Here is a 21,928-nt window from a genome sequence, read left to right on the forward strand (position 1 = left end):
AGACCGCCCTCATACGCTGGCCCTATGACCACGAAGACTAGTGAGCTGCTGGCCGCCGCCGCGCCCCGGACGGTGGCGGTGGTCCAGGGCATCTCCGACGACCAGCTCGGCCTGCCCACCCCGTGCCCGGACTACACCGTGCGCGACCTGCTCAACCACCTCTTCGACGTGGTGGTCAACTTCCAGGCGCTGGCCGGCCGGCGGGAGGTCGACTGGGCGGCCAAGACCGACCACCTCACCGAGGGCTGGCGCGACCGGTTCGCGACCGAGGCCGACCGCCTGACGCGGGCGTGGTCGGACCCGGCGGCGCTGGAGGGCGTCTCGCCGGGCATGGGGCTGCCGCAGGAGACCGTCGGCGACATGGCGCTCATCGACCTCACCGTGCACGGCTGGGACCTCGCCCGGGCCACCGGCCAGCGGCTGGAGGTCGACCCGGCGGTGCTGGCGGCGGGGCACGGCTTCATGGACCGGATGGGCGACACCGGGCAGAAGATGGGCGCCTTCGGCGAGCCGGTGCCGACGAGTGGAGAGCCCACCACGCTGGACGCCCTGCTCGGGCGGACCGGCCGCGACCCCGCCTGGACCCCCTGACCCGACCGGCTACCTGCTCGTCCGGGGTCTGTTCCCCGCACCGAGGGGCGGGGGCTACGCGCAGGAGTTCTGCGACGCGGGCGAGCGGCTCTGCGGTGACCCGGCCACCCGCGCCCGCTACGTCCGCACCGAATGGGTGCCCGAGGTGACCGTCCCGCCGCACGTACCGTGGGAGCAGCTGGCCTGGTTCGCGGCCGGCGGGCTGGCCGCGGTGCTGCTCACCGTCGGCGTCGGCCTGCTCTTCCTGCGTGCCGGCACGACGGTAGAGGAGCTGCGCGCGACCTGACGTGACGCGAACGGCGCCGGCGGCGCTGTTTGCGTCGGGAGGCCCGGGGAGTGGCCTCCCGAGCCGGCGCCCAGCCGGCGGGAGCGCGAACAGCGGGAGACCAGCACCATGCCGAACCAGCCGAACGCCGCGCCGCCGGTGTTCGTCGACCGGACCGGCCGGCGTCGCCGGCTGACCGTGATCGCCGGCGTGGCGATGGGCCTCGGCCTGCTGACCAGCTTCGGTCTGATCCTGGCCGGGCTGTTCTTCGACTCGACGGTGCCGCTGCCCGGCTGGTCCGACACGAAGCCGCCGCCCATCGAGGCCGGGGTCGACGCGCCGCCCCGGGACCGGGAGCCGACCGCCCCGAGCCCTCGGCCCTCGTCGGCCACCCGCACCGGCCCGTCGGCGTCCGCGCCGTCGGCCACGCACACGACCGTCCCCACCCGGGCCGCCACGACGGCCGCGCCCCGCCCGACCGCCAGCGTGCCGGGGCAGGGCGACGAGCGCCGCAACAGCGCCAGGCCGAGCCGGTCGCCGGGCAAGCCCTGACCATGGCGCGACACATCGCCCGCCGCGACCCCCGGGCGCACTGGGTGCTGCTCCTGCTGGGCCTCGTCGCCCTGCTCGCCGCGTTGAGCTTCCACGGCCTGGTCAGCGCCGTCGGCGGCGGCTCCGGACCGGACCAGGCGCCCGCCTCGCCCGCGCCGCGCGCGGTCGCCACCGGCGGGCCGGTGCTGCGGCTGGACGGCCCCACGCCGGTGAGCCGGCGGCTGCCGGCGCGCACCCTGGCGCTCACCTTCGACGACGGCCCCGACCCGCGGTGGACCCCGCAGATCCTCGACGTGCTGCGCCGGCACCACGCCCACGCCACGTTCTTCGTGGTCGGCGCGCGGGTGGACGAGCACCCCGACCTGGTCCGGCGGATCCTCGCCGAGGGGCACGAGATCGGCTCGCACACCTTCACCCACACCGACCTGACCACCGCCCCCGGCTGGCGCGCCGGGGCCGAGCTCTCCTGGACGCGCAACGCCGTCGCCGGGGTGACCGGCCGCGAGGTGACGCTGTTCCGGCCGCCCTTCTCGTCGACTCCGGCCGCCGTCACCGACGCGCAGTACCGGGCGCTGCGGGCGGCCGCCGTCAGCGGGCACGTGGCGGTGCTCGCCGACCGGGACGCCAAGGACTGGCAGCGCCCCGGCGTGCCGGCCATCGTGCGGGCCGCCACCCCGACGGGCGGCGCCGGCGCGGTGGTGCTCATGCACGACGGCGGCGGGGACCGCGGCCAGACCGTGGCCGCCCTGGACCAGTTGCTGCCCCGGCTGGCCGCGCAGGGCTACCGGTTCACCACGGTCTCCGCCGGGATCGGCGCGCCCGACTCGATGGTGCCGGCCACCGCCGGCGCCCGGCTGAGCGGCACGGCGCTGCGCTGGGCGCAGACCGGCGCCGACTGGCTGACCTCCGCCATGAACCTGCTGCTCGCGGTGGCCCTGGTGCTCGGCGTGGTCCGCCTCGGCGTGCAGGTGGTCTGCGCCCGCCGGCACGTCCGCCGGGTACGCCGGCCGCGGCGCCGGTGGCCCGAGGTGGTCGCACCCGTGTCGGTGATCGTGCCGGCCTACAACGAGGCCGCGAACATCGCCGCCACCGTGCGGTCCCTGGTCGCCAGCGCGTACCCGGCGCTGGAGGTGATCGTGGTGGACGACGGCTCCAGCGACGGCACGGCCGACATCGTCGAACGCATGCGGCTGCGCGGGGTACGCGTCATCCGGCAGGCCAACGCCGGCAAGCCGGCCGCGTTGAACACCGGGATCCGGGCCGCCCGGGCCGAACTGCTGGTGCTGGTCGACGGGGACACCGTCTTCCAACCGGACACCGTCTACCGGCTGGTCCAGGGCTTCGCCGACCCGACCGTCGGGGCCATCAGCGGCAACACCAAGGTGGCCAACCGGCGTCGGCTGCTCGGCCGCTGGCAGCACCTGGAGTACGTGATCGGCTTCAACCTCGACCGCCGGATGTACGACGTGCTGGAGTGCATGCCCACCATCCCCGGCGCGATCGGCGCGTTCCGCCGCCAGGTGCTGTTCGCGGTCGGCGGCGTGCCCGCCGACACCCTGGCCGAGGACACCGACCTCACCATGAAGGTGCTCCGGGCCGGCTGGCGGGTGGTGTACGAGGAGAGCGCCATCGCCTGGACCGAGGCGCCCTCGTCGCTGCGCCAGCTCTGGCGGCAGCGCTACCGCTGGTGCTACGGGACCATGCAGGCCATGTGGAAGCACCGGCACGCGCTGCGCGAGGCGGGCGCCGGCGGGAAGCTGGGCCGGCGAGGGCTGCCGTACCTGACCGTGTTCCAGATCGTGCTGCCGCTGGCCGCGCCGGCCGTCGACGTCTTCGCCCTCTTCGGGCTGCTCTTCCTGCCCTGGTCCGAGCTGGCGCTGGCCTGGCTGGGCCTGCTCCTGCTCCAGGGCGGCACCGCCGCGTACGCGCTGCGCCTGGACCGGGAGCGGTTCGGCCCGCTCTGGACGCTGCCGTTCCAGCAGCTCGTCTACCGGCAGGTCATGTACCTGGTGGTCGTGCAGTCGGTGGTGACCGCGGTGGTCGGCAACCGGCTGCGCTGGCAGCGGATGGTGCGCACCGGCGAGGCGGCGGCGCTGGTCGGCGGGGCGCCGGCCCGCTGAGTCACCGCGGGCCGAACAGCCCGGCGGCCCAGGAGACGGTCAGGCCGATCAGCGCCGAACAGCAGCACACCACCAGGGCGGAGGCGACCACCCCGAGGATCAGCCACACGGGCGCGCGCCGGGCCGGCCCCGGCCCGCCCTCCGCCCGCTGCTCGTCGTCGCTCACCCGGGCAGTCTAGGGCCGGGCGCGGGGCGGCGGACCCTCCGGCGGCGCGGCAGGATGGGGCGATGGACCTGGTCACGATCGCGGACGTCCGGGCCGCGGCCGAGGACGTGGCGGGCGCCGTGGTGCGTACCCCCCTGGTGCCGACGCTCTGGGACGACGAGCTGTGGCTCAAACCGGAGAGCCTGCAACCGGTCGGCTCGTTCAAGCTGCGCGGGGCGACGCACGCGGTGGCGCGGCTGGACCCGGCCGCCCGCTCCCGGGGCGTGGTGACCCACTCCTCCGGCAACCACGGCCAGGCCCTGGCGTACGCGGCCCGCACGTTCGGCGTGCCGTGCACCGTGGTCGTGCCGGAGGGCGCGCCGCGGGTGAAGGTGGAACGGATGCGGGCGCTCGGCGCCGACGTGCGGCTCGTGCCGCCGGCCCGCCGGCTCGTCGAGGCCGAGCGGATCGTCGCCGACACCGGGGCCACGCTGGTGCCGCCCTTCGACCACCCGTGGATCATCGCGGGGCAGGGCACGATCGGCCTGGAGATCGTCGCCGACCTGCCCGACGTCGACGTGGTGCTGGTGCCCGTGGGTGGCGGCGGGCTCTCCGCGGGCGTGGCCACCGCCGTCAAGGCGCTGCGCCCGTCGGCCGCCGTGATCGGGGTGGAGCCGCTGCTCGCCGCCGACGCTCGCGACTCCCTGGCGGCCGGGGAGGTGGTGGTCTGGGAGGTCGAACGCACCTACCGGACCTGCGCGGACGGGCTGCGTACCAACCTGTCCGAACTGACCCTGGCCCACCTGCGGGACCGGCTCGACGGCATCGTCACGGTGGCCGAGGACGAGATCCTCGCGGCGACGGGGCGGCTGCTCCGCGAGGCCCGGCTCGTGGCCGAGCCGAGCGGCGCGGTCGCGCTGGCCGCTCGGCTGTTCCACCGGGACGCGCTGCCTCCAGGGCGTACCGTCGCGGTGGTCACCGGCGGCAACGCGGACCCGCACGTGCTGGGCCCGCTGCTGGGCTGAGGGGCCGGCGCGGCCCCTCAGCCCGACGGGTCAGGCGCGGCCCAGACGGTCCAGGGTCCAGGCGTTGACGAACGCCTCCTCGCGCCAGGCGTCGTAGCGGCCGCTCGGGCCGCCGTGGCCCGCGCCCATCTCGGTCTTGAGCAGGTAGTCGCCCTGCGGGGCGACCGCGCGCAGCCGGGCGATCCACTTGGCCGGCTCGTGGTAGAGCACCCGGGTGTCGTTGAGGCTGGTCACCGCGAGGATCGCCGGGTAGTCCACCGCGGCCACGTTCTCGTACGGCGTGTAGGACTTCATGTACGCGTAGACCTCGGGGTCGTCGAGCGGGTTGCCCCACTCCTCCCACTCGGTGACCGTCAGCGGCAGCGACGGGTCGAGGATCGAGGTGAGCGCGTCCACGAACGGCACCTGCGCGACGATCCCGGCGAACGCGTCCGGGGCGAGGTTGGCCACGGCGCCCATCAGCAGGCCGCCGGCCGAGGCGCCCCGGGCGACCAGCCGGTCGCTGGCCGTCCAGCCGGCCTTGACCAGGTGCCGGGCGCACGCCACGAAGTCGGTGAAGGTGTTCTTCTTGGCCAGCAGCTTGCCCTCGTCGTACCAGCGCCGGCCCAGCTCGCCCCCGCCGCGGATGTGCGCCACCGCGAAGATCACGCCCCGGTCGAGCAGGCTGAGCCGGGCGATGGAGAACCACGGGTCCATGCTCGCCTCGTAGGACCCGTAGCCGTAGATGACCGCGGGAGCGGAGCCGTCGCGCGGGGTGCCCGCGCGGCAGACCAGCGAGATGGGTACCCGGGTGCCGTCGTCGGCGAGCGCCCAGTCCCGGTGCTGCTCGTAGTCGGCCGGGTCGTACTCCCGCCCGTCCGGACCGGGCCGGACCGGCTTCCGCCGGCGCAGCACCATCTGGCGGGTGACCAGGTCGTAGTCGTAGACCGAGTCCGGGGTGACCAGCGAGGTGTAGCGCAGCCGCACCTCGCTCGTGCGGTATTCCGGGTTGGCGTCGAGCCCGACGCTGTAGATCGGCTCGGGGAAGTCGATGTCGAAACTGTCACCGCCGCCCACGGGCAGCACCCGCAGCCCGGTCAGCCCGTTGCTGCGCAGCGAGACGACCAGGTGGTTCTCGAACGCGTCCACGGACTCCAGCCGGGTGCCGGGGGTGTGCGGGATCAGCGGCGTCCAGTCGCCCGGCGCGTCCGCCGACGTGTACGCCAGCGCGAAGTCCTCGGCGCCGTCGTTGTGCAGGATCAGGAAGCGGTGGCCGTGGTGCTCCACCGCGTACTCCACGCCCTGCCGGCGCGGCGCGATGATCGCCGGCTCGCCGGTGGGGTTGGCGGCCGGGATGACCCGGACCTCGCTGGTGACCTTGCTGTGGATGTCGATGACGACGAACCGCTCGGAGCGGGTCAGCTCGACGCCCACCCAGAACCGCTCGTCGTCCTCCTGGTGCACCACCCCGTCCTCGCTCGACGGGGTGCCCACGGTGTGCCGCCAGACCCGGTTCGGCCGCCAGGCGTCGTCGACCGTGACGTAGAACAGCGTGGAGGCGTCGCTCGACCAGGCGGTGCCGTAGAAGGTGTCCGGGACCTCGTCGGGGAGCGCCTCGCCGGTCTGCAGATCCTTGATCCGCAGCGTGAAGCGCTCGTCTCCGGAGAAGTCGGTCGAGTAGGCCAGCCAGCGCCCGTCGGGGCTCACGTCGAACGCGCCGAGGGCGAAGAAGTCGTGCCCCTCGGCGAGCTGGTTGCCGTCCAGCAGCACCTCCTCGCCGTCGAGCGGGGCGCCGTCCGCGCTGACCGGCGGCGTGGTCTCGCCGTCGCGGACGGCCCGGCGGCAGTGCACGCCGTACTGCTGGCCCTCCACCGTGCGGGTGTAGTACCAGTAGCCGTCCTTGCGGGTCGGCACCGACAGGTCGGTCTCCTGGGTGCGCCGGCGGGTCTCCTCGAACAGCTCGGCGCGCAGCCCCGCCAGGTGCGCGGTGCGTGCCTCGGTGTATGCGTTCTCCGCGGTCAGGTAGGCGATCGTCTCGGGGTCGTCCTTGGCGGCGAGCCAGGCGTACTCGTCGACGACGGTGTCGCCGTGGTGGGTCCGGTCGGCCGGAACGCGCTTCGCGACGGGGGCAGGCGACGGCTCCGGGCCGGAGTTGTCGGAAGTCTCGGTGGTCACGGGCGTCACGTTACCGGCCGGCATGCCGCCGATCGGGCCGCGCGCCGCCGAAGTGCCGCGACTCGCCGGCAAGGCTTTCGAACATGTGTACGATAACCGCCATGGCGGCTGCAGCGCGTTCCACCGATCGACCCGGAGCCCTCGAGATCACCCGGAAGCTGGCGGAGATCTGCGGGCCGCCGTTCGCACGTTTCGCCGGCCCGGCCGACGAGGTGGCCGGGCGGACGGCCCGCTGGGTGGCCGTGCCGGGCGGCCCGCACGCCGCGGCCGAGGTGCTCCGGCTGGCCGCGGCGCACGACCTGACCGTGGTGCCCCGGGGCGCCGGCACGAAGATCGACTGGGGTGCCGCCCCGGCACAGGTCGACATCATGCTCGACACCGGCCGGCTGGCCGGGGTCTGGCACGAGCCGCACGCCGCGGCGGTGGCCGAGATCGGTGCCGGCACCCCGCTGCGGGCCGTGCAGGCCACCCTGGAGCGCACCGGCCGGCGCCTCCCGGTCGACGCGCCCTCTCCCGGGGCGACGCTGGGCGGGGTGCTGGCTGCCGACGAGGCCGGCCCGCTGCGCCACCGGCACGGCAGTCCCTGCGCCCAGCTCGTCGGGGTGCGCTACCTCGACGCCGACGGTGAGCTGGTCAGCGTGGGGGAGCCGGGCACTGCGCTGCTCGGCCGCGCCGGGCCGCGGCTGGGCGGGGCGGCGCCGAGCGGCGGGGCTTCCGGCGCGGCCTCGGGTGGTGCGGCGTTGGGTGGTGCGGTGCCGGGCGGTGGGGTGTTCGGTGGTGCGGTGCCAGGCGGTGGTGCGGTGTCGGGCGGCGGGGCGTTCGGTGGTGGCGCGGCGGCCGTCTTCGGTACGGGCGAGGTACCGGGGCTCGACGTGGCCCGGCTGCTCTGCGGCTCGCAGGGCGGCCTCGGGGTGCTGGTGTCCGCCACCATGCGGGTGCAGGCCGTGCCCGCCGGCCGGGTCTGGGTGTCGCGTCCGGTGTGGACGCCCCTCGAGGTGCACGACCTGGTCCGGGCCGTGCTCGCCGCCCGGCTCGATCCGGCGGCCGTCGAGCTGGACCTGCCGGTGCCCGTGCCGCTGCCGCGCCGGCGGCGGATTCCCGCGTCCCACCCGTCCGTGGCCAACCGGCCCGACCATCCGTCGGTGACCGGCCGGCCGGGGCGACCGGCTGCCGCGGGCAGCCTCGTGGTGCTGCTGGAAGGCGGCCCGGCCGACGTGGCGGAACGCGCCGACCGGCTCGTCGCGCTGCTCGGCCCCGAGGCCGTGGTCAACCACGCCGCCCCCGAGTGGTGGGGCCGCTACCCGTTCGCCCCCGGCGACACGGCCCTGCGGATCGAGGTGCCCATCAACGACCTGCACGCCGCCGTCTACGCGCTGCGCGACGCGGCCGGCACCCCCGTCCCGGTCCGCGGCTCGGCCGGGATCGGCGCCGTGCACGCGGCACTGCCCGGCTCGCTGCCGCCCGAGCGGGTCGCCTCGATCCTCGCCGCAGTCCGGGTTGTGCTCCTCGCCCGCCAGGGCCGCTGCGTGGTGGTCTCCGCCCCAGCGCCGGTCCGCCGGGCCGTCGACCTCTGGGGCGAGCTGCCCACCCTGCCGCGCCTCCGCACGGCCAAGGCCCACCTCGACCCCCACCACCGCCTGTCCCCCGGCCGCCTCCCGGGCGGCCTGTAACCGGCCGCCGCCCGTCCTTTGTCGGTGATCATGAGGTTGGCGGCGACAAAACGGGCTTAGGGTCAAGGGGTGAGTGCAATCGTTAGCTGGCGATGAGTTGATCGAGACGCTCGGCTGGGGTGTCCCAGCCGAGCGTTTGGCGGGGTCGGGTGTTCAGTTCGTGGGCGACTTCGTCGAGGCCGGGTTGGTCGATGGTGCGGAAGTCGTAGCTGCCTTTGGGGAAGTACTGGCGTAGCAGTCCGTTGGTGTTTTCGTTGGTGCCGCGTTGCCAGGGGCTGTGGGGGTCGCAGAAGTAGACCGGGCAGCCGGTGGTGACGGTGAACTGGGCGTGGGCGGCCAGTTCGTTGCCCTGGTCCCAGGTCAGGGAGCGGCGTAGATGTGCGGGCAGTCGCTGGGTCAGGCTGGTGAGCACGGTGATGACGGCCTCGGTGTCACGGCCCTGCGGGAGGGCCCCGAGCATCACATAGCGGGTAGCCCGTTCCACGAGGGTGACGATGGCGGACTTGCCGGCCTTGCCGATGACCAGGTCGCCTTCCCAGTGTCCGGGCACGGCCCGATCATCGGCTTCGGCGGGGCGGGCGCTGATGTGCAGGTCACCGATCCACGGTCGCCGGGAACGCAGCGCGCCCGCGGCCCGTGCCTGAGGGCGCCGGTCGGCCCGACCGGACCGCAACGCGACCTGCCGAGTCAACTCCTCCCGCAGGCTTCCCCGCGACTGCACATAGATCGCCTGATAGATCGTTTCGTGCGACACCCACAACTCCGGCCGGTCAGCAAACGTGGCCCGCAACCACGCGGCGATCTGCTGCGGAGACCACCTGCGTGCCAGTCTGCCCGCCACCACCTCACGCAGCCGCCCACCCCGATCCAACTTCGCCGCCTTAGGCCGACACCGGGCCGCGTCCGAGCGCCGCTGCGCCCACTGCGCCTGATACCCCCACCGATACGGCCGGCGAGCCCGCCCCGGCGGCAACAACCGCCCGAGCGGATTCTTCGTCCCGTGCCGCGCGCTGTTGTTCCGCGCCACCTCCCGCGACACCGTGCACACCGGCACCCCAAGAAGCCCCGCGATCTGCGTGATCGTCTGACCCGCACCCCACAGATGCTCCAACACCTGCCGATGCCCAAACGTCAACACACCCGGTCTGGCCACCACACCCCCCAGCACAACCAAGATCAGTTGCACTGAACCCTAGAAACCACCGGGCACGGACTGCCGCCAACCTCATGATCGACGGTGACCGCCCGCTGGCCGGTCAGAGGGCGTCGTTGCGGAGGACCAGGATGGCTATGTCGTCGCGTGGGGGTTCCACCGAGAAGGCGATCGTGGTGGCGCGGAGGCGGGCCGCGACCACGTCCGCCGAGTAGCCGGCCAGGGGTGCCGCCGCCTCGCGCAGGCGGTCGGTGCCGAACAGCTCCCGGCCGCGCCGCCGCTCGGTTACCCCGTCGGTGAAGAAGATCAGTGCGTCACCCGGCTCGAGCACGAGCTCGGCGGTCGGGGTGGCGATCGAGTCGAGCAGCCCGAGGGCCGTGCCGCCGGTGCCGACGAAGCCCGCCCCGCCGCCACCGTGCAGCAGTACGGGCCGGTCGTGCCCGGCCAGGTGCAGGGAGACGTCGAGCTGGTCGCCGTCGCCCGGCCCGACCGCCGCCAGCGCCAGCGTGCAGTAGCGGCCACCACCGCGCTCGACCAGCGTCTCGTTGAGCCGGCCGAGCACCTCCGGCAGCGGCTTGCCGTCGCCGACCAGCACCCGGATCACGTCCCGGACCAGCCCGGTCACCGCCGCCGCCTGCACGCCCTTGCCGGAGACGTCGCCGACCACCACGAGCCAGCGGCCGTCCGGCAGCGGCACCACGTCGTAGAAGTCGCCGCCGACCTCGGCGTCGTCGCCGGTCGGGACGTACTCGGCGGCGAAGCCGATGCCCTCGACCACGGGGAGCACCGGCGGCAGCAGCGACTGCTGGAGGGTCTGCGCGACCCGCCGGCGCTCGGCGTGGATCCGGGCGTTCTCGATGGCCAGGGCGGCCCGCCGGGCCACGTCCTCCAGCACCGAGACCTCGTCGGGGTCGTGCCGGTGCCGCTGGTGGCGGCCCACGGCCAGGGTGCCGAGCCGCTGACCGCGGGCGATCAGGGGTACGGCGAAGCCCTCCATCGGCCCGCTGAGCGGCACCTGCGCGGCGCTCCGCGACGCCTCCCGCAGCCGGGCCTGGATCGAGTCGGGCCCGGTCTCCTGGAGCACCCGGTGCAGCTGCGGCAGCACCGCCTCGTCGGCGTGGCTGGCCGCGGCGAGCCGCAGCCGCCCCCACTCGTCGGTGGTGTGCACGGCGCACCACTGGCCGAGCCGGGGCACCACGAGCTGCGGGACGAGCGCCATGGTCAGCTCGACGTCCAGCGACTGGGCCAGCAGTTCGCTCGCCTCGGCCAGGAAGGTCAGCCAGGCCGACCGGCGTACGTCGGCCCGGCGCAGCCGGTCGTTCTCCAGGTGCAGGGAGAGCCGCTCGGCGGCCAGCACCGCGAGCGGCCGGGCGTACGCCGACGGCGCCGCATCCAGCTCCAGCTCCCCGGCGTAGGGGCGGTGCACGGCGAGCGGGACGCGCAGCAGCTCGTTGCCCTCGCGGGGCTGCCGGCCGTAGCGGGCGAGCACCTGGCTGCCCTGCCCGTCGCCGCGGTCCAGCCGCACCACGCCGCCGGCCGCTCCCACCATCTCGGCGACCCGGCTCAGCAGCCCGGCGGCGAACTCGGGCAGCGGGTCGTCCGCGTACGGGTCGGGGGTGGTCTGCATGAGCTCGCTCATCGCGGCGGCGCTCGGGCTGCCCCCGTCGGTCGGTGCGGTGGTGGTGGGCACCGGGCGCGCCTCGGCCGGCTGGGAGGTCGCACCGAGGCCGGGCCGGTCGAGCCGGAACCAGACCCCCTTGCCCGTGGGCAGGTAGGTCGTGCCCCACCGGCTGGCGAAGTGGTCGACCAGCAGCAGCCCCCGGCCGCGCTCGGCCACCTCGGTGATGTCGGAGGTGGTGTTGCGGACGCCGACCATCAGCTCGTCGACCGGGCCGGAGGCGAAGTCGGTCACCGTGACGGTGAGCCCCGCCGCGTCGGCTTCGACCTCGATGTCCAGTTCGGTGCGCGCGTGCTCGACCGCGTTCGTGGTGAGTTCGGTGGTCAGCAGGAGCGCCTCGTTGAGCAGCTCGGGCAGGTCCGCCTCGGCGAGCACGGACCGTACGAGGGCACGGGCGGCCGCGGGCGTGCGCCGGTCGGCGGGAAGGCGAACCTGCCGGACGTGCTTGTCCGACCCGCCGTTCATGGCCGGCCCCGCCTCCGCTGACACCTTCGTATCCTCCACCGCCGCCGCCCCGGGTGCCAAGCCGCTCGGCCGATCCGGTCGGCGTGGGACAGATCGGGCGCGGCGTCAGCTCGGCGTCGCCGCCCTCGACGTGACACGCGGCAGAATGGTGGGATGGCCGCGTGTCGGCACGAGCCTGATGGCCCCCGAGCTGAGCGAGGAACTGAATGACCACGGCGAAACAACAGGTAGCCGGGGACGACCACGAGGTGCTCCTCGGTGAGCTGGTCGAGGCGCTGCGACGGGTCCGTCGCGGCGACCTCCGGGTCCGCCTGCCCCGACGGGCCGGCCTGGCGGGCGAGGTGGCGGACTCCTTCAACGACGTGGTGTCGCTCCAGGAGCGGCAGCACCTGGACCTGCGCCGGATCAGCCGGGTGGTCGGCCGCGACGGCCGGCTCACCGAACGGCTCGACGACGAGGGCCTGGACGGCTCCTGGGCCGAGGGGCAGCGGGCGGTCAACTCGCTGATCGACGACCTGGGCCGCCCGACCACGGAGATCGCCCGGGTGATCGTGGCGGTGGCCGACGGCGACCTGTCCCAGCACATGGCGCTGGAGATCGACGGCCGGCCGCTGCGCGGTGAGTACCTGCGCATCGGGCGGACCGTGAACACGATGGTCGACCAGCTGTCGTCGTTCGCCGACGAGGTGACCCGGGTGGCCCGGGAGGTGGGCACCGAGGGCAAGCTGGGCGGCCAGGCGGACGTGCGCGGCGTCGCCGGCACCTGGAAGGACCTCACCGACTCGGTGAACACCATGGCGTCGAACCTCACCGGCCAGGTGCGGTCGATCTCGCAGGTGGCGACGGCCGTGGCGAAGGGTGACCTGTCGCAGAAGATCACGGTCGGCGCGCGCGGCGAGGTGGCCGAGCTGGCCGACACGATGAACTCGCTCACCGACACACTGCGGCTCTTCGCCGAGCAGGTGACCCGGGTGGCCCGCGAGGTGGGCACCGAGGGCAAGCTCGGCGGCCAGGCGGACGTGCCGAACGTGGCCGGCACGTGGAAGGACCTCACCGACAGCGTCAACTCGATGGCGTCGAACCTGACCAGCCAGGTCCGCAACATCGCCCAGGTCTCCACGGCGGTGGCCCGCGGTGACCTCTCCCAGAAGATCACGGTGGCCGCCCAGGGCGAGATCCTGGAGCTGAAGGACACCGTGAACACGATGGTCGACCAGCTGTCGTCGTTCGCCGACGAGGTGACCCGGGTGGCCCGCGAGGTGGGCATCGAGGGCAAGCTGGGCGGCCAGGCCCAGGTACGCGGGGTCTCCGGCACCTGGCGGGACCTGACCGAGAACGTGAACCAGCTCGCCGGCAACCTGACCAGCCAGGTGCGGAACATCTCGCAGGTGTCGACGGCGGTGGCCAAGGGCGACCTGTCGCAGAAGATCACGGTGGACGCGCAGGGCGAGATCCTGGAGCTGAAGAACACCGTGAACACCATGGTCGACCAGCTCTCCTCGTTCGCCGACGAGGTCACGCGTGTGGCCCGCGAAGTGGGCACGGAGGGCAAGCTCGGCGGCCAGGCGCAGGTGAAGGGTGTCTCCGGCACCTGGCGGGACCTGACCGACAACGTGAACTCGATGGCGTCGAACCTGACCAGCCAGGTGCGGAACATCGCCTCGGTCACCACCGCCGTCGCCAAGGGCGACCTGTCGCAGAAGATCACGGTGGACGCCCGGGGCGAGATCCTGGAGCTGAAGTCGACGGTCAACACGATGGTGGACCAGCTGTCGTCGTTCGCCGACGAGGTGACCCGGGTGGCCCGCGAGGTGGGCACCGAGGGCAAGCTCGGCGGCCAGGCCCAGGTACGCGGCGTCGCCGGCACCTGGCGCGACCTCACGGACAACGTGAACTCGATGGCGTCGAACCTGACCGCTCAGGTGCGGAACATCGCCCAGGTGTCGACGGCGGTGGCCAAGGGTGACCTGTCGCAGAAGATCACGGTGGACGCGCAGGGCGAGATCCTGGAGCTGAAGTCGACGGTCAACACGATGGTGGACCAGCTGTCGTCGTTCGCCGACGAGGTGACGCGGGTGGCCCGCGAGGTGGGCACCGAGGGCAAGCTGGGCGGTCAGGCGCAGGTGAAGGGTGTCTCCGGCACCTGGCGGGACCTGACCGACAACGTGAACTCGATGGCGTCGAACCTGACCAGCCAGGTGCGGAACATCGCCTCGGTCACCACGGCCGTCGCCAAGGGCGACCTGGGCCAGAAGATCACGGTGGACGCGCAGGGCGAGATCCTGGAGCTGAAGAACACCGTCAACACCATGGTCGACCAGCTCTCCTCGTTCGCCGACGAGGTCACCCGGGTGGCCCGCGAGGTCGGTATCGAGGGCAAGCTGGGCGGCCAGGCCCAGGTGAAGGGGGTCAGCGGCACCTGGCGCGACCTCACCGAGAACGTCAACCAGCTCGCCTCGACCCTGACCACCCAGCTCCGGGCGATCTCCCAGGTCTCCACGTCGGTGACCCGGGGTGACCTGACCCAGCGGATCAGCGTGAAGGCGCAGGGCGAGGTCGCCGAGCTGAAGGACAACATCAACCAGATGATCGTCACCCTCCGGGAGACGACCAAGAAGAACGCCGAGCAGGGCTGGCTCGACTCGAACCTGGCCCGCATCGGTGGCCTGCTCCAGGGCCAGCGGGACCTCGGCGAGGTCTGCCGCATGATCATGATGGAGGTGACCCCGCTGGTCGACGCGCAGCTCGGCGCGTTCTTCCTGGCGGACAGCTCCGAGGGCAGCATGCGGCTGCGGCTCACCGCCTCCTACGGTTACGTCGCCCGCGGGCACGACGTGACCTTCGGGCCGGGCGAGGGGCTGGTCGGGCAGGCCGCCCTGTCCCGGCGGACCATCCGGGTCAACACCCAGCCCGACGGGCGCCTGGTGCTCCGTTCCGGCCTGGCCGAGACGCCCCCGGCCGACCTCGTGGTGCTGCCGGTCCTCTTCGAGGGCGAGCTGCTCGGCGTGATCGAGTTCGCCGGCGTGACCACCTTCTCCGAGCTGCACCTGGCGTTCCTGGAGCGGCTCGTGCTCACCATCGGCGTCGCGGTCAACACGATCCAGGCCAACCGGCGTACGGAGGAACTGCTCGCGCAGTCGCAGCGGCTGGCGCACGAGATGCAGGAACAGTCGGCGGAGCTCCAGCGCACCAACGCCGAACTGGAGGACAAGGCGAAGCTGCTCTCCGAGCAGAAGACCAACATCGAGACGCAGAACCGGGAGATCGAGCTGGCCCGGCTCGGCCTGGAGGAGAAGGCGCAGCAGCTCACCCGGGCGTCGGCGTACAAGTCGGAGTTCCTGGCCAACATGAGCCACGAGCTGCGTACGCCGTTGAACTCGCTGCTCCTGCTGGCCCGGCTGCTCGCCGAGAACCCGGAGCAGAACCTGAGCCCGAAGCAGATCGAGTTCGCCCGGACCATCCACGGCGCCGGGTCGGACCTGCTCTCCCTGATCGACGACATCCTCGACCTGTCGAAGATCGAGGCGGGCCGGATGGACGTGGAGCCGACCGAGATCCACTTCTCGGAGATCCGCAGCTACGTCGAGCAGGCGTTCGCGCCGCAGGCCGAGGAGAAGGGCCTCGACTTCCAGGTACGCATCAGCAAGGATCTGCCGCCGGCGCTGGTCACCGACGCCCAGCGGTTGCAGCAGATCCTGCGCAACCTGCTCTCCAACGCGGTGAAGTTCACCGACAACGGCGCGGTCACCCTGCGCATCGCGCCGGCCGCCGAGAACGCGGTGTTCGACGTGCCGGCGCTGACCAACGCCCGGCAGGTCATCGCGTTCACCGTGATCGACACCGGCATCGGCATCTCGGACGACAAGCTCTCGCTGATCTTCGAGGCGTTCCAGCAGGCCGACGGCACCACGAGCCGGCGTTACGGCGGCACGGGCCTGGGCCTGTCGATCAGCCGGGACCTGGCCCGCCTGCTCGGCGGCACGATCACCGTGTCCTCCGCGCCCGGGCAGGGGTCGACGTTCACCCTCTTCGTACCCGATGTGCTGGCACCGGACGCGGTGGTGGCGCCGGCGCCACCCTCGCCGCAGCGCGCGGGCCTGCCGTCTTCCCTGCTCATGCCCATGGAGCTGCCGCAGCCGCAGGAGACTCCGGCGACCCGCCGGCTGGAGGGCGTGACCGTTCTGATCATCGACGACGACGTCCGGAACGTGTTCGCGCTGACCTCCGCGTTGGAACTCCACGGTATGACCGTGTTGTACTCGGACAACGGGGCGGACGGCGTTCGCCAACTGGCCGAGCATCCGGAGGTGGACATCGTGTTGATGGACGCGATGATGCCGGACCAGGACGGCTACGAGACGACCGCGCAGATCCGCCGCAACCACCGCTTCGCGGACCTGCCCATCGTGTTCCTGACGGCGAAGGCCATGCCCGGTGACCGGGAGTCGGCGATCGCGGCCGGGGGCAGCGACTACATCACCAAACCGGTGGATCTGGACGAGCTCATCGAGCTGATGGCGTCCTGGATCGGCCGGAGCCGAGGCGAGGAGAATCCGTGACCCAGATGGCCAAGGCGCTGCTGGTGGACGACCGGCGGGAGAATCTGATGGCCCTGGAGGCGATCCTCCAGGGGCTGCCGGTGCAGTCGGTCGCCGTCGAGAGCGGCGAGGCGGCGCTCAAGCAGCTCCTGGTGGACGACTTCGCGGTGATCCTGCTGGACGCCCAGATGCCGGACATGGACGGCTTCGAGACCGCCACCCACATCAAGCGGCGCGAACGGACCCGGCACGTGCCGATCATCTTCCTCACCGCCGCGGACAAGGACGCCCAGCTCGCCCTGCGGGGCTACGCGGTCGGCGCCGTGGACTACCTGACCAAGCCCTTCGACCCGTGGGTGCTGCGGGCGAAGGTGTCGGTGTTCGTCGAGCTGTGGGTGAAGACCCGGCAGCTCGCCGCCCAGTCGGACCTGGTGCGGGAGCGCGACGCGCAGTGGCGGGTGCTCACCGACGCGGTCGACGAGGCGACCGCGCTGCTGCGCGGCGCCGACGATCCCGAGTCCCGGGAGCGTGCGGTGGACCTGCTGGAGCAGGCCCGCTGGGGCAACAACGCCTGAGGCGCTCAGGCGTCGGCCCGGTCGCCGTGTCCCGTCGCGGCGCGCCGGGCCCGCCATCGTTCGCCGAGGGCGTCGATCTCCTCCTGTACGAAGAGGAAGAAGTCCCGCATCTCGGCCACGCGCTCGCCCGCCGGGGTGTCCCGGCCCAACAGCGCGTCCACCCCGCCGTTGGCGATGTCGATGAAGTTCTTGTAGAGGCCGGTCTTGGTGATGGTGGCCTCGTACCAGGGGTTGGCCGGCATCCGGTAGCGGTCCCGGCGGGAGCCCTTGACGGGCTCGCGGACCAGCATGGCGAACTGGGTGAGGTAGCGCACGGCGCCGGAAACGGCCGCCGCGCTCACCCCCAGCCGCTCGGCGATCTCGGCGGCGGTCAGCGGCTCGTCGGCGCTCATCACCGTGAACAGCACCCGGCCGGCCATCCGGGGGAAGCCGACCTCCGCGAAGGCCATCGCCATCCGTTCGACGAAGAGGTGGACCTCTTCCTCGTCCCGGCCGGGCGGCTCGGTCATGGGTGTCGTCTCGCTCATCACACCTGATCGTCTCTCAGATCTCACTGTCTTCACAAGTTTGTGAAACGAGCGTAGCTTCCGAAGTATGGAAACTCCCATTGAGGTGTCCGGCCTGGTGAAGACCTTCGGCCGCACCCGAGCCCTCGACGGACTCGACCTGACCGTCCGCGCCGGCGAGGTGCACGGCTTCCTGGGCCCCAACGGCTCCGGCAAGTCGACCACGATCCGGGTGCTGCTCGGTCTGCTGCGGGCGGACGCGGGGGCCGTCCGGCTGCTCGGCGGCGACCCCTGGCGGGACGCCGTCGCCCTGCACCGCCGGCTCGCGTACGTGCCCGGCGACGTCACCCTCTGGCCCAACCTGAGCGGCGGCGAGGTGATCGACCTGCTCGGCCGGCTGCGCGGCGGGCTCGACCCGAAGCGCCGGGCCGAGCTGCTGGAGTCCTTCGAGCTGGACCCGCGCAAGAAGGGCCGGGCCTACTCCAAGGGCAACCGGCAGAAGGTCGGCCTGGTCGCGGCGCTCGCCTCCGACGTCGAGCTGCTCATCCTCGACGAGCCCACCTCCGGGCTCGACCCCCTCATGGAGGAGGTCTTCCAGCACTGGGTACGCCGGGCCAAGCAGGACGGACGCACCGTGCTGCTCTCCAGCCACATCCTGGCCGAGGTGGAGGCGCTCTGCGACCGGGTGACGATCATCCGGAACGGCCGCGCCGTCGAGTCCGGCACCCTCACCGAGCTGCGCCACCTGCACCGCACCTCGATCGACGCCGAGGTGGCCGCCCCGCTCGACGGGCTGGCCGACCTGGCCGGCGTGCACGACCTGCGGGTGGACGGCAACCGGGTGCGCTTCGACGTGGACTCCGCGGCGCTGGACGTCGCCCTGCGGCGCCTCACCGAACTGGGCGTCCGCAGCCTGGTCAGCACGCCGCCCACGCTGGAGGAGCTGTTCCTGCGGCACTACGAGGCGGTTCCCGAGGAGCTGAGCGCATGAGCACCTTCACTGGCACGTGGCACCTGGCCCGGCTGGTCCTGCGGCGGGACCGCCTCGTGCTCCCGCTCTGGGTGCTGGTCCTCGCCGTGCTGCCCATGACGTACGCGACCAGCTTCTTCGAGCTGTTCCCAACCGACGCCGAGCGGGCCGCGTACGCCGCCGGCACCGCCCGCAACCCCTCGATCGTCGCGCTGCTCGGCCCGGTCTACGGGGAGAGCGTCGGCGCGCTGACCGCCCAGCGGTGCGGCTTCCTGCTGGTCATCGTCGCGCTGGCCAGCCTGCTCACCGTGATCCGGCACACCCGCGTCGAGGAGGAGGCCGGCCGGCGGGAGCTGCTCGGTGGGGCGGTGCTGGGCCGGCACGCCGGGCTGACCGCCGCGCTGCTCGTCACGTACGCGGCCGACCTGGTGCTCGGCCTGCTCAGCGCGGCCGGGCTGGCGTCCACCGGGCTGCCGGCCGCCGGCTCCTGGGCGTACGGCCTCGGCGCCGCGCTCACCGGCGTGGTCTTCGCCACCCTCGGAGGGCTGGCCGCCCAGCTCACCGAGACGGCGGGCGGGGCACGGGGCATCGGCATCGCCGTCCTCGGCGCCGCGTTCGCGCTGCGGATGGTCGGTGACACGGCCAGCAACGACTGGCCGAGCTGGCTCTCCCCGCTGGGCTGGGCGCCCCGGATCCGGCCGTTCGAGGGTGAGCGGTGGTGGGTGCTGGCGCTGCCGCTGCTCGCGTCGGCGCTGCTCGCCGCGGTCGCGTACCCGGTCTCGGTCCGCCGCGACCTGGGCGCGGGGGTGCTGCCGCCCCGGCTCGGGCCGGCCGGCGCCGGCCGGGGGCTCGCCGGACCGTTCGGGCTGGCCTGGCGGCTGCACCGCGGGCAGATCCTCTGGTGGTCGGTCGGCTTCGGCCTGCTCGGGCTGATCCTGGGCGGCGCCGCGGAGGCGGCCGGCCGCTCGGTTGAGGGCAACCCGCAGCTGGAGGACATCATGGCCCGGATCGGCGGGGCGTCCGGCCTGGCCGACGCCTACCTGGGCGCCACGCTCAGTCTGGCCGGGCTGGCCGCGGCGGGCTACGGCATCCAGGCCGCGCTGCGGATGCGCGCCGAGGAGTCCGCCGGGCACGCCGAACCGGTGCTCGCCACCGGCACGCACCGCTCTACCTGGGTGCTGTCACACGTTGTGTTCGCGCTGATCGGCCCCGTCGTGGTGCTCGCCGTGACCGGCCTGGCCACCGGCCTGACGTACGGCCTCAGCGTGCACGACGTGCCCCGGGAGCTGGGCCGGATGCTCGGTCTGGGGCTGGCCCAGGTGCCCGCCGCCTGGGTGCTGGCCGGGCTCGCCGTGCTGCTCTACGGCCTGCTGCCCCGGCTCGCCCCGGTGACCTGGGCGGTGCTGGCGGTCTGTGTGCTGCTCGGCCAGCTCGGCGCGGTGCTCGAACTCGACCAGTGGCTGCTGGACGTGTCCCCGTTCACGCACACCCCGCAGGTCCTCCGGGACACCTGGAGCGCAACCCCGCTGGTGGCTCTGGCCCTGGTGGCCCTGGCCCTGGCGGCAGCCGGCCTGACGGCCTTCCGCCGCCGCGACGTCCCGGTCACCTGACCCCCGCCCCGTTGATCATGAGGTTGGCGGCACCTGTGGAGATCCACATCGCCGTCAACCTCATGATCGACGCGAGAAGAGGCGCCTCAGGGGGCGGTTTCGTTGCGGATCATCAGGGCTGAGCGGAGGCCGGTGATGTCCAGGACCCGCAGGAGGAAGTCGCCGACGTTGCTCAGGACCAGCAGGCTCTGGGCGTGACTGGCCTTACGGCTGAGCACCACGAGGGTGCCGAGCCCCTGCGAGTCACAGAAGGTGACCCCGCCCAGGTCGAGCACGATGCGCGGCGGGGGATCAGCCAGCACCTCGTTGACGACCGTCGACAGCTGGGCGGCCGTGAGCATGTCGATCTCACCGGCGAGGCGAAGCACGGCTTCGTCACCCGTCCGGTGTAGCGTGATGGACAGTTCGGCACGATCCACCCGGTCAGCCTATCGCGATCTCGACCAACGGGCCCGTCGAGCGACCCGCCGGTCGCTGGCCCACGCCGAACGGACGAGGGCGTGAGCCCGGTAACCCTCGGTGCGGGGTGCCTGCCGATCAGCCGCCCGGCGCTGACACAATGGCGGCATCGTGACCGATACCTTTTCCGCCGGATCCGGCCGCTACCCGGCCGACGCACCGGCCTCCGAGGCCCTGTTCGACCGCGCCAAGGCCATCGTGCCCGGCGGGGTCAACTCCCCCGTGCGCGCGTTCCGTGCCGTCGGCGGCACCCCGCGCTTCATGGTCCGGGGGGAGGGGCCCTGGCTCTTCGACGCCGACGGTCGCCGCTACGTCGACCTGGTCTGCTCCTGGGGCCCGCTGATCCTCGGTCACGCCCACCCGGCGGTGGTCGAGGCGCTGCGCGAGGCGGCCGCCCTGGGTACCAGCTTCGGCACCCCGACCCCGGGTGAGGTCGACCTGGCCGCGGAGATCGTCGCGCGTACCCCGGTGGAGCAGGTCCGCCTGGTCAACTCGGGCACCGAGGCGACCATGTCGGCGATCCGGCTGGCCCGCGGCTTCACCGGCCGGGCCAAGATCGTCAAGTTCTCCGGCTGCTACCACGGCCACTCCGACGCGCTGCTCGCCGCCGCCGGCTCGGGCGTGGCCACCTTCGGGCTGCCCGATTCGCCGGGCGTGACGGGGGCGGCGGCGGGCGACACCATCGTGCTGCCGTACAACGACCTGCGCGCCGTCGAGGAGGTCTTCGCCGCCGAGGGCCCGCACATCGCGGCGATCATCACCGAGGCGGCCGCCGGCAACATGGGCGTGATCGCCCCGCGCGGTGACTTCAACCAGCAGCTCGCCCGGATCGCCCACGCGCACGGCGCGCTGCTGATCGTCGACGAGGTCATGACCGGGTTCCGGGTCTCCCGCGCCGGCTGGCACGGCCTCGACCCCTCCGACGCCGACCTGTGGACGTACGGGAAGGTCATGGGTGGTGGCCTGCCCGCCGCGGCGTTCGGCGGGCGCGCGGAGATCATGGCGAAGCTGGCTCCGGCCGGCCCGGTCTACCAGGCCGGCACGCTCTCCGGTAACCCGCTGGCCTGCGCCGCCGGCCTGGCCACGCTGCGGCTGGCCGACGACGCCCTCTACCGCCGCCTCGACGAGACGGCCGCCGCCGTGGGCAAGCTCGCCACCGAGGCGCTGGCCGCCGCGGGGGTCCCGCACCGGCTGTCGTACGCGGGCAACATGTTCTCGATCTTCTTCACCGACGCCGACGTGGCCGACTACGACAGCGCGCGTACCCAGCAGGTGCCGGCGTTCAAGGCGTTCTTCCACGCCATGCTTGCCGCCGGCGTCTACCTGCCGCCGAGCGCGTTCGAGTCGTGGTTCGTGTCGGCGGCGATCGACGACGCCGCCCTGGAGCAGATCGCCGCGGCCCTGCCCGGGGCGGCGAACGCGGCGGCAGCAGCGGGACACGGGGGGTAGCAA

At 73.2% G+C, this 21,928-nt stretch carries 17 protein-coding genes; 11 read left to right on the forward strand and 6 right to left on the reverse strand.

Going from position 1 to position 21,928, the window contains the following annotated elements; genetic code table 11:
* Positions 1–24 precede the first annotated feature (24 nt).
* The 4 genes from GCE86_RS27000 to GCE86_RS27015 all read left to right on the forward strand — a co-directional run bounded on the left by GCE86_RS27000 (position 25) and on the right by GCE86_RS27015 (position 3,528).
* The gene (locus tag GCE86_RS27000; protein WP_154229503.1) at positions 25–591 is read left to right on the forward strand and encodes a TIGR03086 family metal-binding protein; all 567 of its coding nucleotides are present in this window, start codon (positions 25–27) and stop codon (positions 589–591) included.
* Positions 524–877 (forward strand): hypothetical protein, encoded by a 354-nt coding sequence (locus tag GCE86_RS27005; protein ID WP_204341958.1) that lies wholly within the window; start codon positions 524–526, stop codon positions 875–877. Before GCE86_RS27000 ends, GCE86_RS27005 begins: the two co-directional genes overlap by 68 nt.
* Before the next feature lie 108 nt (positions 878–985).
* Positions 986–1,408: a superantigen-like protein SSL4 gene (locus GCE86_RS27010; protein WP_154229504.1), complete on the forward strand. Its 423-nt coding sequence runs from the start codon at positions 986–988 to the stop codon at positions 1,406–1,408.
* A 2-nt stretch (positions 1,409–1,410) separates the two neighbouring features.
* The gene (locus GCE86_RS27015) at positions 1,411–3,528 is read left to right on the forward strand and encodes a bifunctional polysaccharide deacetylase/glycosyltransferase family 2 protein (protein ID WP_154229505.1); all 2,118 of its coding nucleotides are present in this window, start codon (positions 1,411–1,413) and stop codon (positions 3,526–3,528) included.
* 1 nt (position 3,529) lies between these two features.
* Here the strand turns inward: GCE86_RS27015 and GCE86_RS27020 are convergent, their stop codons facing one another.
* Complete coding sequence (locus tag GCE86_RS27020; protein ID WP_154229506.1) at positions 3,530–3,694, reverse strand: hypothetical protein; 165 nt, start codon at positions 3,692–3,694, stop codon at positions 3,530–3,532.
* 62 nt (positions 3,695–3,756) lie between these two features.
* On the opposite strand from GCE86_RS27020, the gene GCE86_RS27025 reads away from it, so the two are divergent.
* Positions 3,757–4,698, forward strand: coding sequence for a threonine ammonia-lyase (locus GCE86_RS27025; RefSeq protein WP_154229507.1), 942 nt, complete (start codon positions 3,757–3,759; stop codon positions 4,696–4,698).
* Between the two features lie 30 nt (positions 4,699–4,728).
* Here the strand turns inward: GCE86_RS27025 and GCE86_RS27030 are convergent, their stop codons facing one another.
* Entirely contained in the window at positions 4,729–6,861 is a 2,133-nt protein-coding gene (locus GCE86_RS27030) for a S9 family peptidase (RefSeq protein ID WP_420846452.1), read from the reverse strand.
* Between the two features lie 92 nt (positions 6,862–6,953).
* Here GCE86_RS27030 and GCE86_RS27035 point away from each other — a divergent pair, with 92 nt between their 5' ends.
* Positions 6,954–8,522: an FAD-binding oxidoreductase gene (locus tag GCE86_RS27035; RefSeq protein WP_239542173.1), complete on the forward strand. Its 1,569-nt coding sequence runs from the start codon at positions 6,954–6,956 to the stop codon at positions 8,520–8,522.
* An 82-nt stretch (positions 8,523–8,604) separates the two neighbouring features.
* Here the strand turns inward: GCE86_RS27035 and GCE86_RS27040 are convergent, their stop codons facing one another.
* Both GCE86_RS27040 and GCE86_RS27045 read right to left on the reverse strand, forming a co-directional pair.
* Positions 8,605–9,708, reverse strand: a complete 1,104-nt coding sequence (locus tag GCE86_RS27040) for an IS30 family transposase (protein ID WP_154229510.1) — start codon at positions 9,706–9,708, stop codon at positions 8,605–8,607.
* Positions 9,709–9,778: 70 nt separating this feature from the next.
* Positions 9,779–11,842 carry a SpoIIE family protein phosphatase gene (locus GCE86_RS27045; RefSeq protein ID WP_154229511.1) on the reverse strand — a complete coding sequence of 688 codons (2,064 nt, stop codon included), beginning with the start codon at positions 11,840–11,842 and terminating at the stop codon, positions 9,779–9,781.
* A gap of 182 nt (positions 11,843–12,024) precedes the next feature.
* On the opposite strand from GCE86_RS27045, the gene GCE86_RS27050 reads away from it, so the two are divergent.
* Entirely contained in the window at positions 12,025–16,377 is a 4,353-nt protein-coding gene (locus GCE86_RS27050; RefSeq protein WP_154229512.1) for a hybrid sensor histidine kinase/response regulator, read from the forward strand.
* Positions 16,374–16,931, forward strand: coding sequence for a response regulator (locus tag GCE86_RS27055; RefSeq protein ID WP_154229513.1), 558 nt, complete (start codon positions 16,374–16,376; stop codon positions 16,929–16,931). Before GCE86_RS27050 ends, GCE86_RS27055 begins: the two co-directional genes overlap by 4 nt.
* Positions 16,932–16,936: 5 nt before the next feature.
* Here GCE86_RS27055 and GCE86_RS27060 read toward each other — a convergent pair whose 3' ends face one another.
* The gene (locus GCE86_RS27060; RefSeq protein WP_239542175.1) at positions 16,937–17,458 is read right to left on the reverse strand and encodes a GbsR/MarR family transcriptional regulator; all 522 of its coding nucleotides are present in this window, start codon (positions 17,456–17,458) and stop codon (positions 16,937–16,939) included.
* Between the two features lie 67 nt (positions 17,459–17,525).
* Here GCE86_RS27060 and GCE86_RS27065 point away from each other — a divergent pair, with 67 nt between their 5' ends.
* The gene (locus GCE86_RS27065; RefSeq protein WP_154229514.1) at positions 17,526–18,428 is read left to right on the forward strand and encodes an ABC transporter ATP-binding protein; all 903 of its coding nucleotides are present in this window, start codon (positions 17,526–17,528) and stop codon (positions 18,426–18,428) included.
* On the forward strand, positions 18,425–20,017 hold the full coding sequence (locus GCE86_RS27070; protein WP_154229515.1) for an ABC transporter permease: 1,593 nt from the start codon (positions 18,425–18,427) through the stop codon (positions 20,015–20,017). Before GCE86_RS27065 ends, GCE86_RS27070 begins: the two co-directional genes overlap by 4 nt.
* A gap of 86 nt (positions 20,018–20,103) precedes the next feature.
* Here the strand turns inward: GCE86_RS27070 and GCE86_RS27075 are convergent, their stop codons facing one another.
* Positions 20,104–20,436: an STAS domain-containing protein gene (locus GCE86_RS27075; protein ID WP_091261368.1), complete on the reverse strand. Its 333-nt coding sequence runs from the start codon at positions 20,434–20,436 to the stop codon at positions 20,104–20,106.
* 151 nt (positions 20,437–20,587) lie between these two features.
* On the opposite strand from GCE86_RS27075, the gene hemL reads away from it, so the two are divergent.
* Positions 20,588–21,925 carry a glutamate-1-semialdehyde 2,1-aminomutase gene (hemL, locus tag GCE86_RS27080; protein ID WP_154229516.1) on the forward strand — a complete coding sequence of 446 codons (1,338 nt, stop codon included), beginning with the start codon at positions 20,588–20,590 and terminating at the stop codon, positions 21,923–21,925.
* Positions 21,926–21,928: the final 3 nt, after the last annotated feature.

Origin of the sequence: Micromonospora terminaliae, assembly GCF_009671205.1 — a bacterium.
Classification (GTDB): domain Bacteria; phylum Actinomycetota; class Actinomycetes; order Mycobacteriales; family Micromonosporaceae; genus Micromonospora; species Micromonospora terminaliae.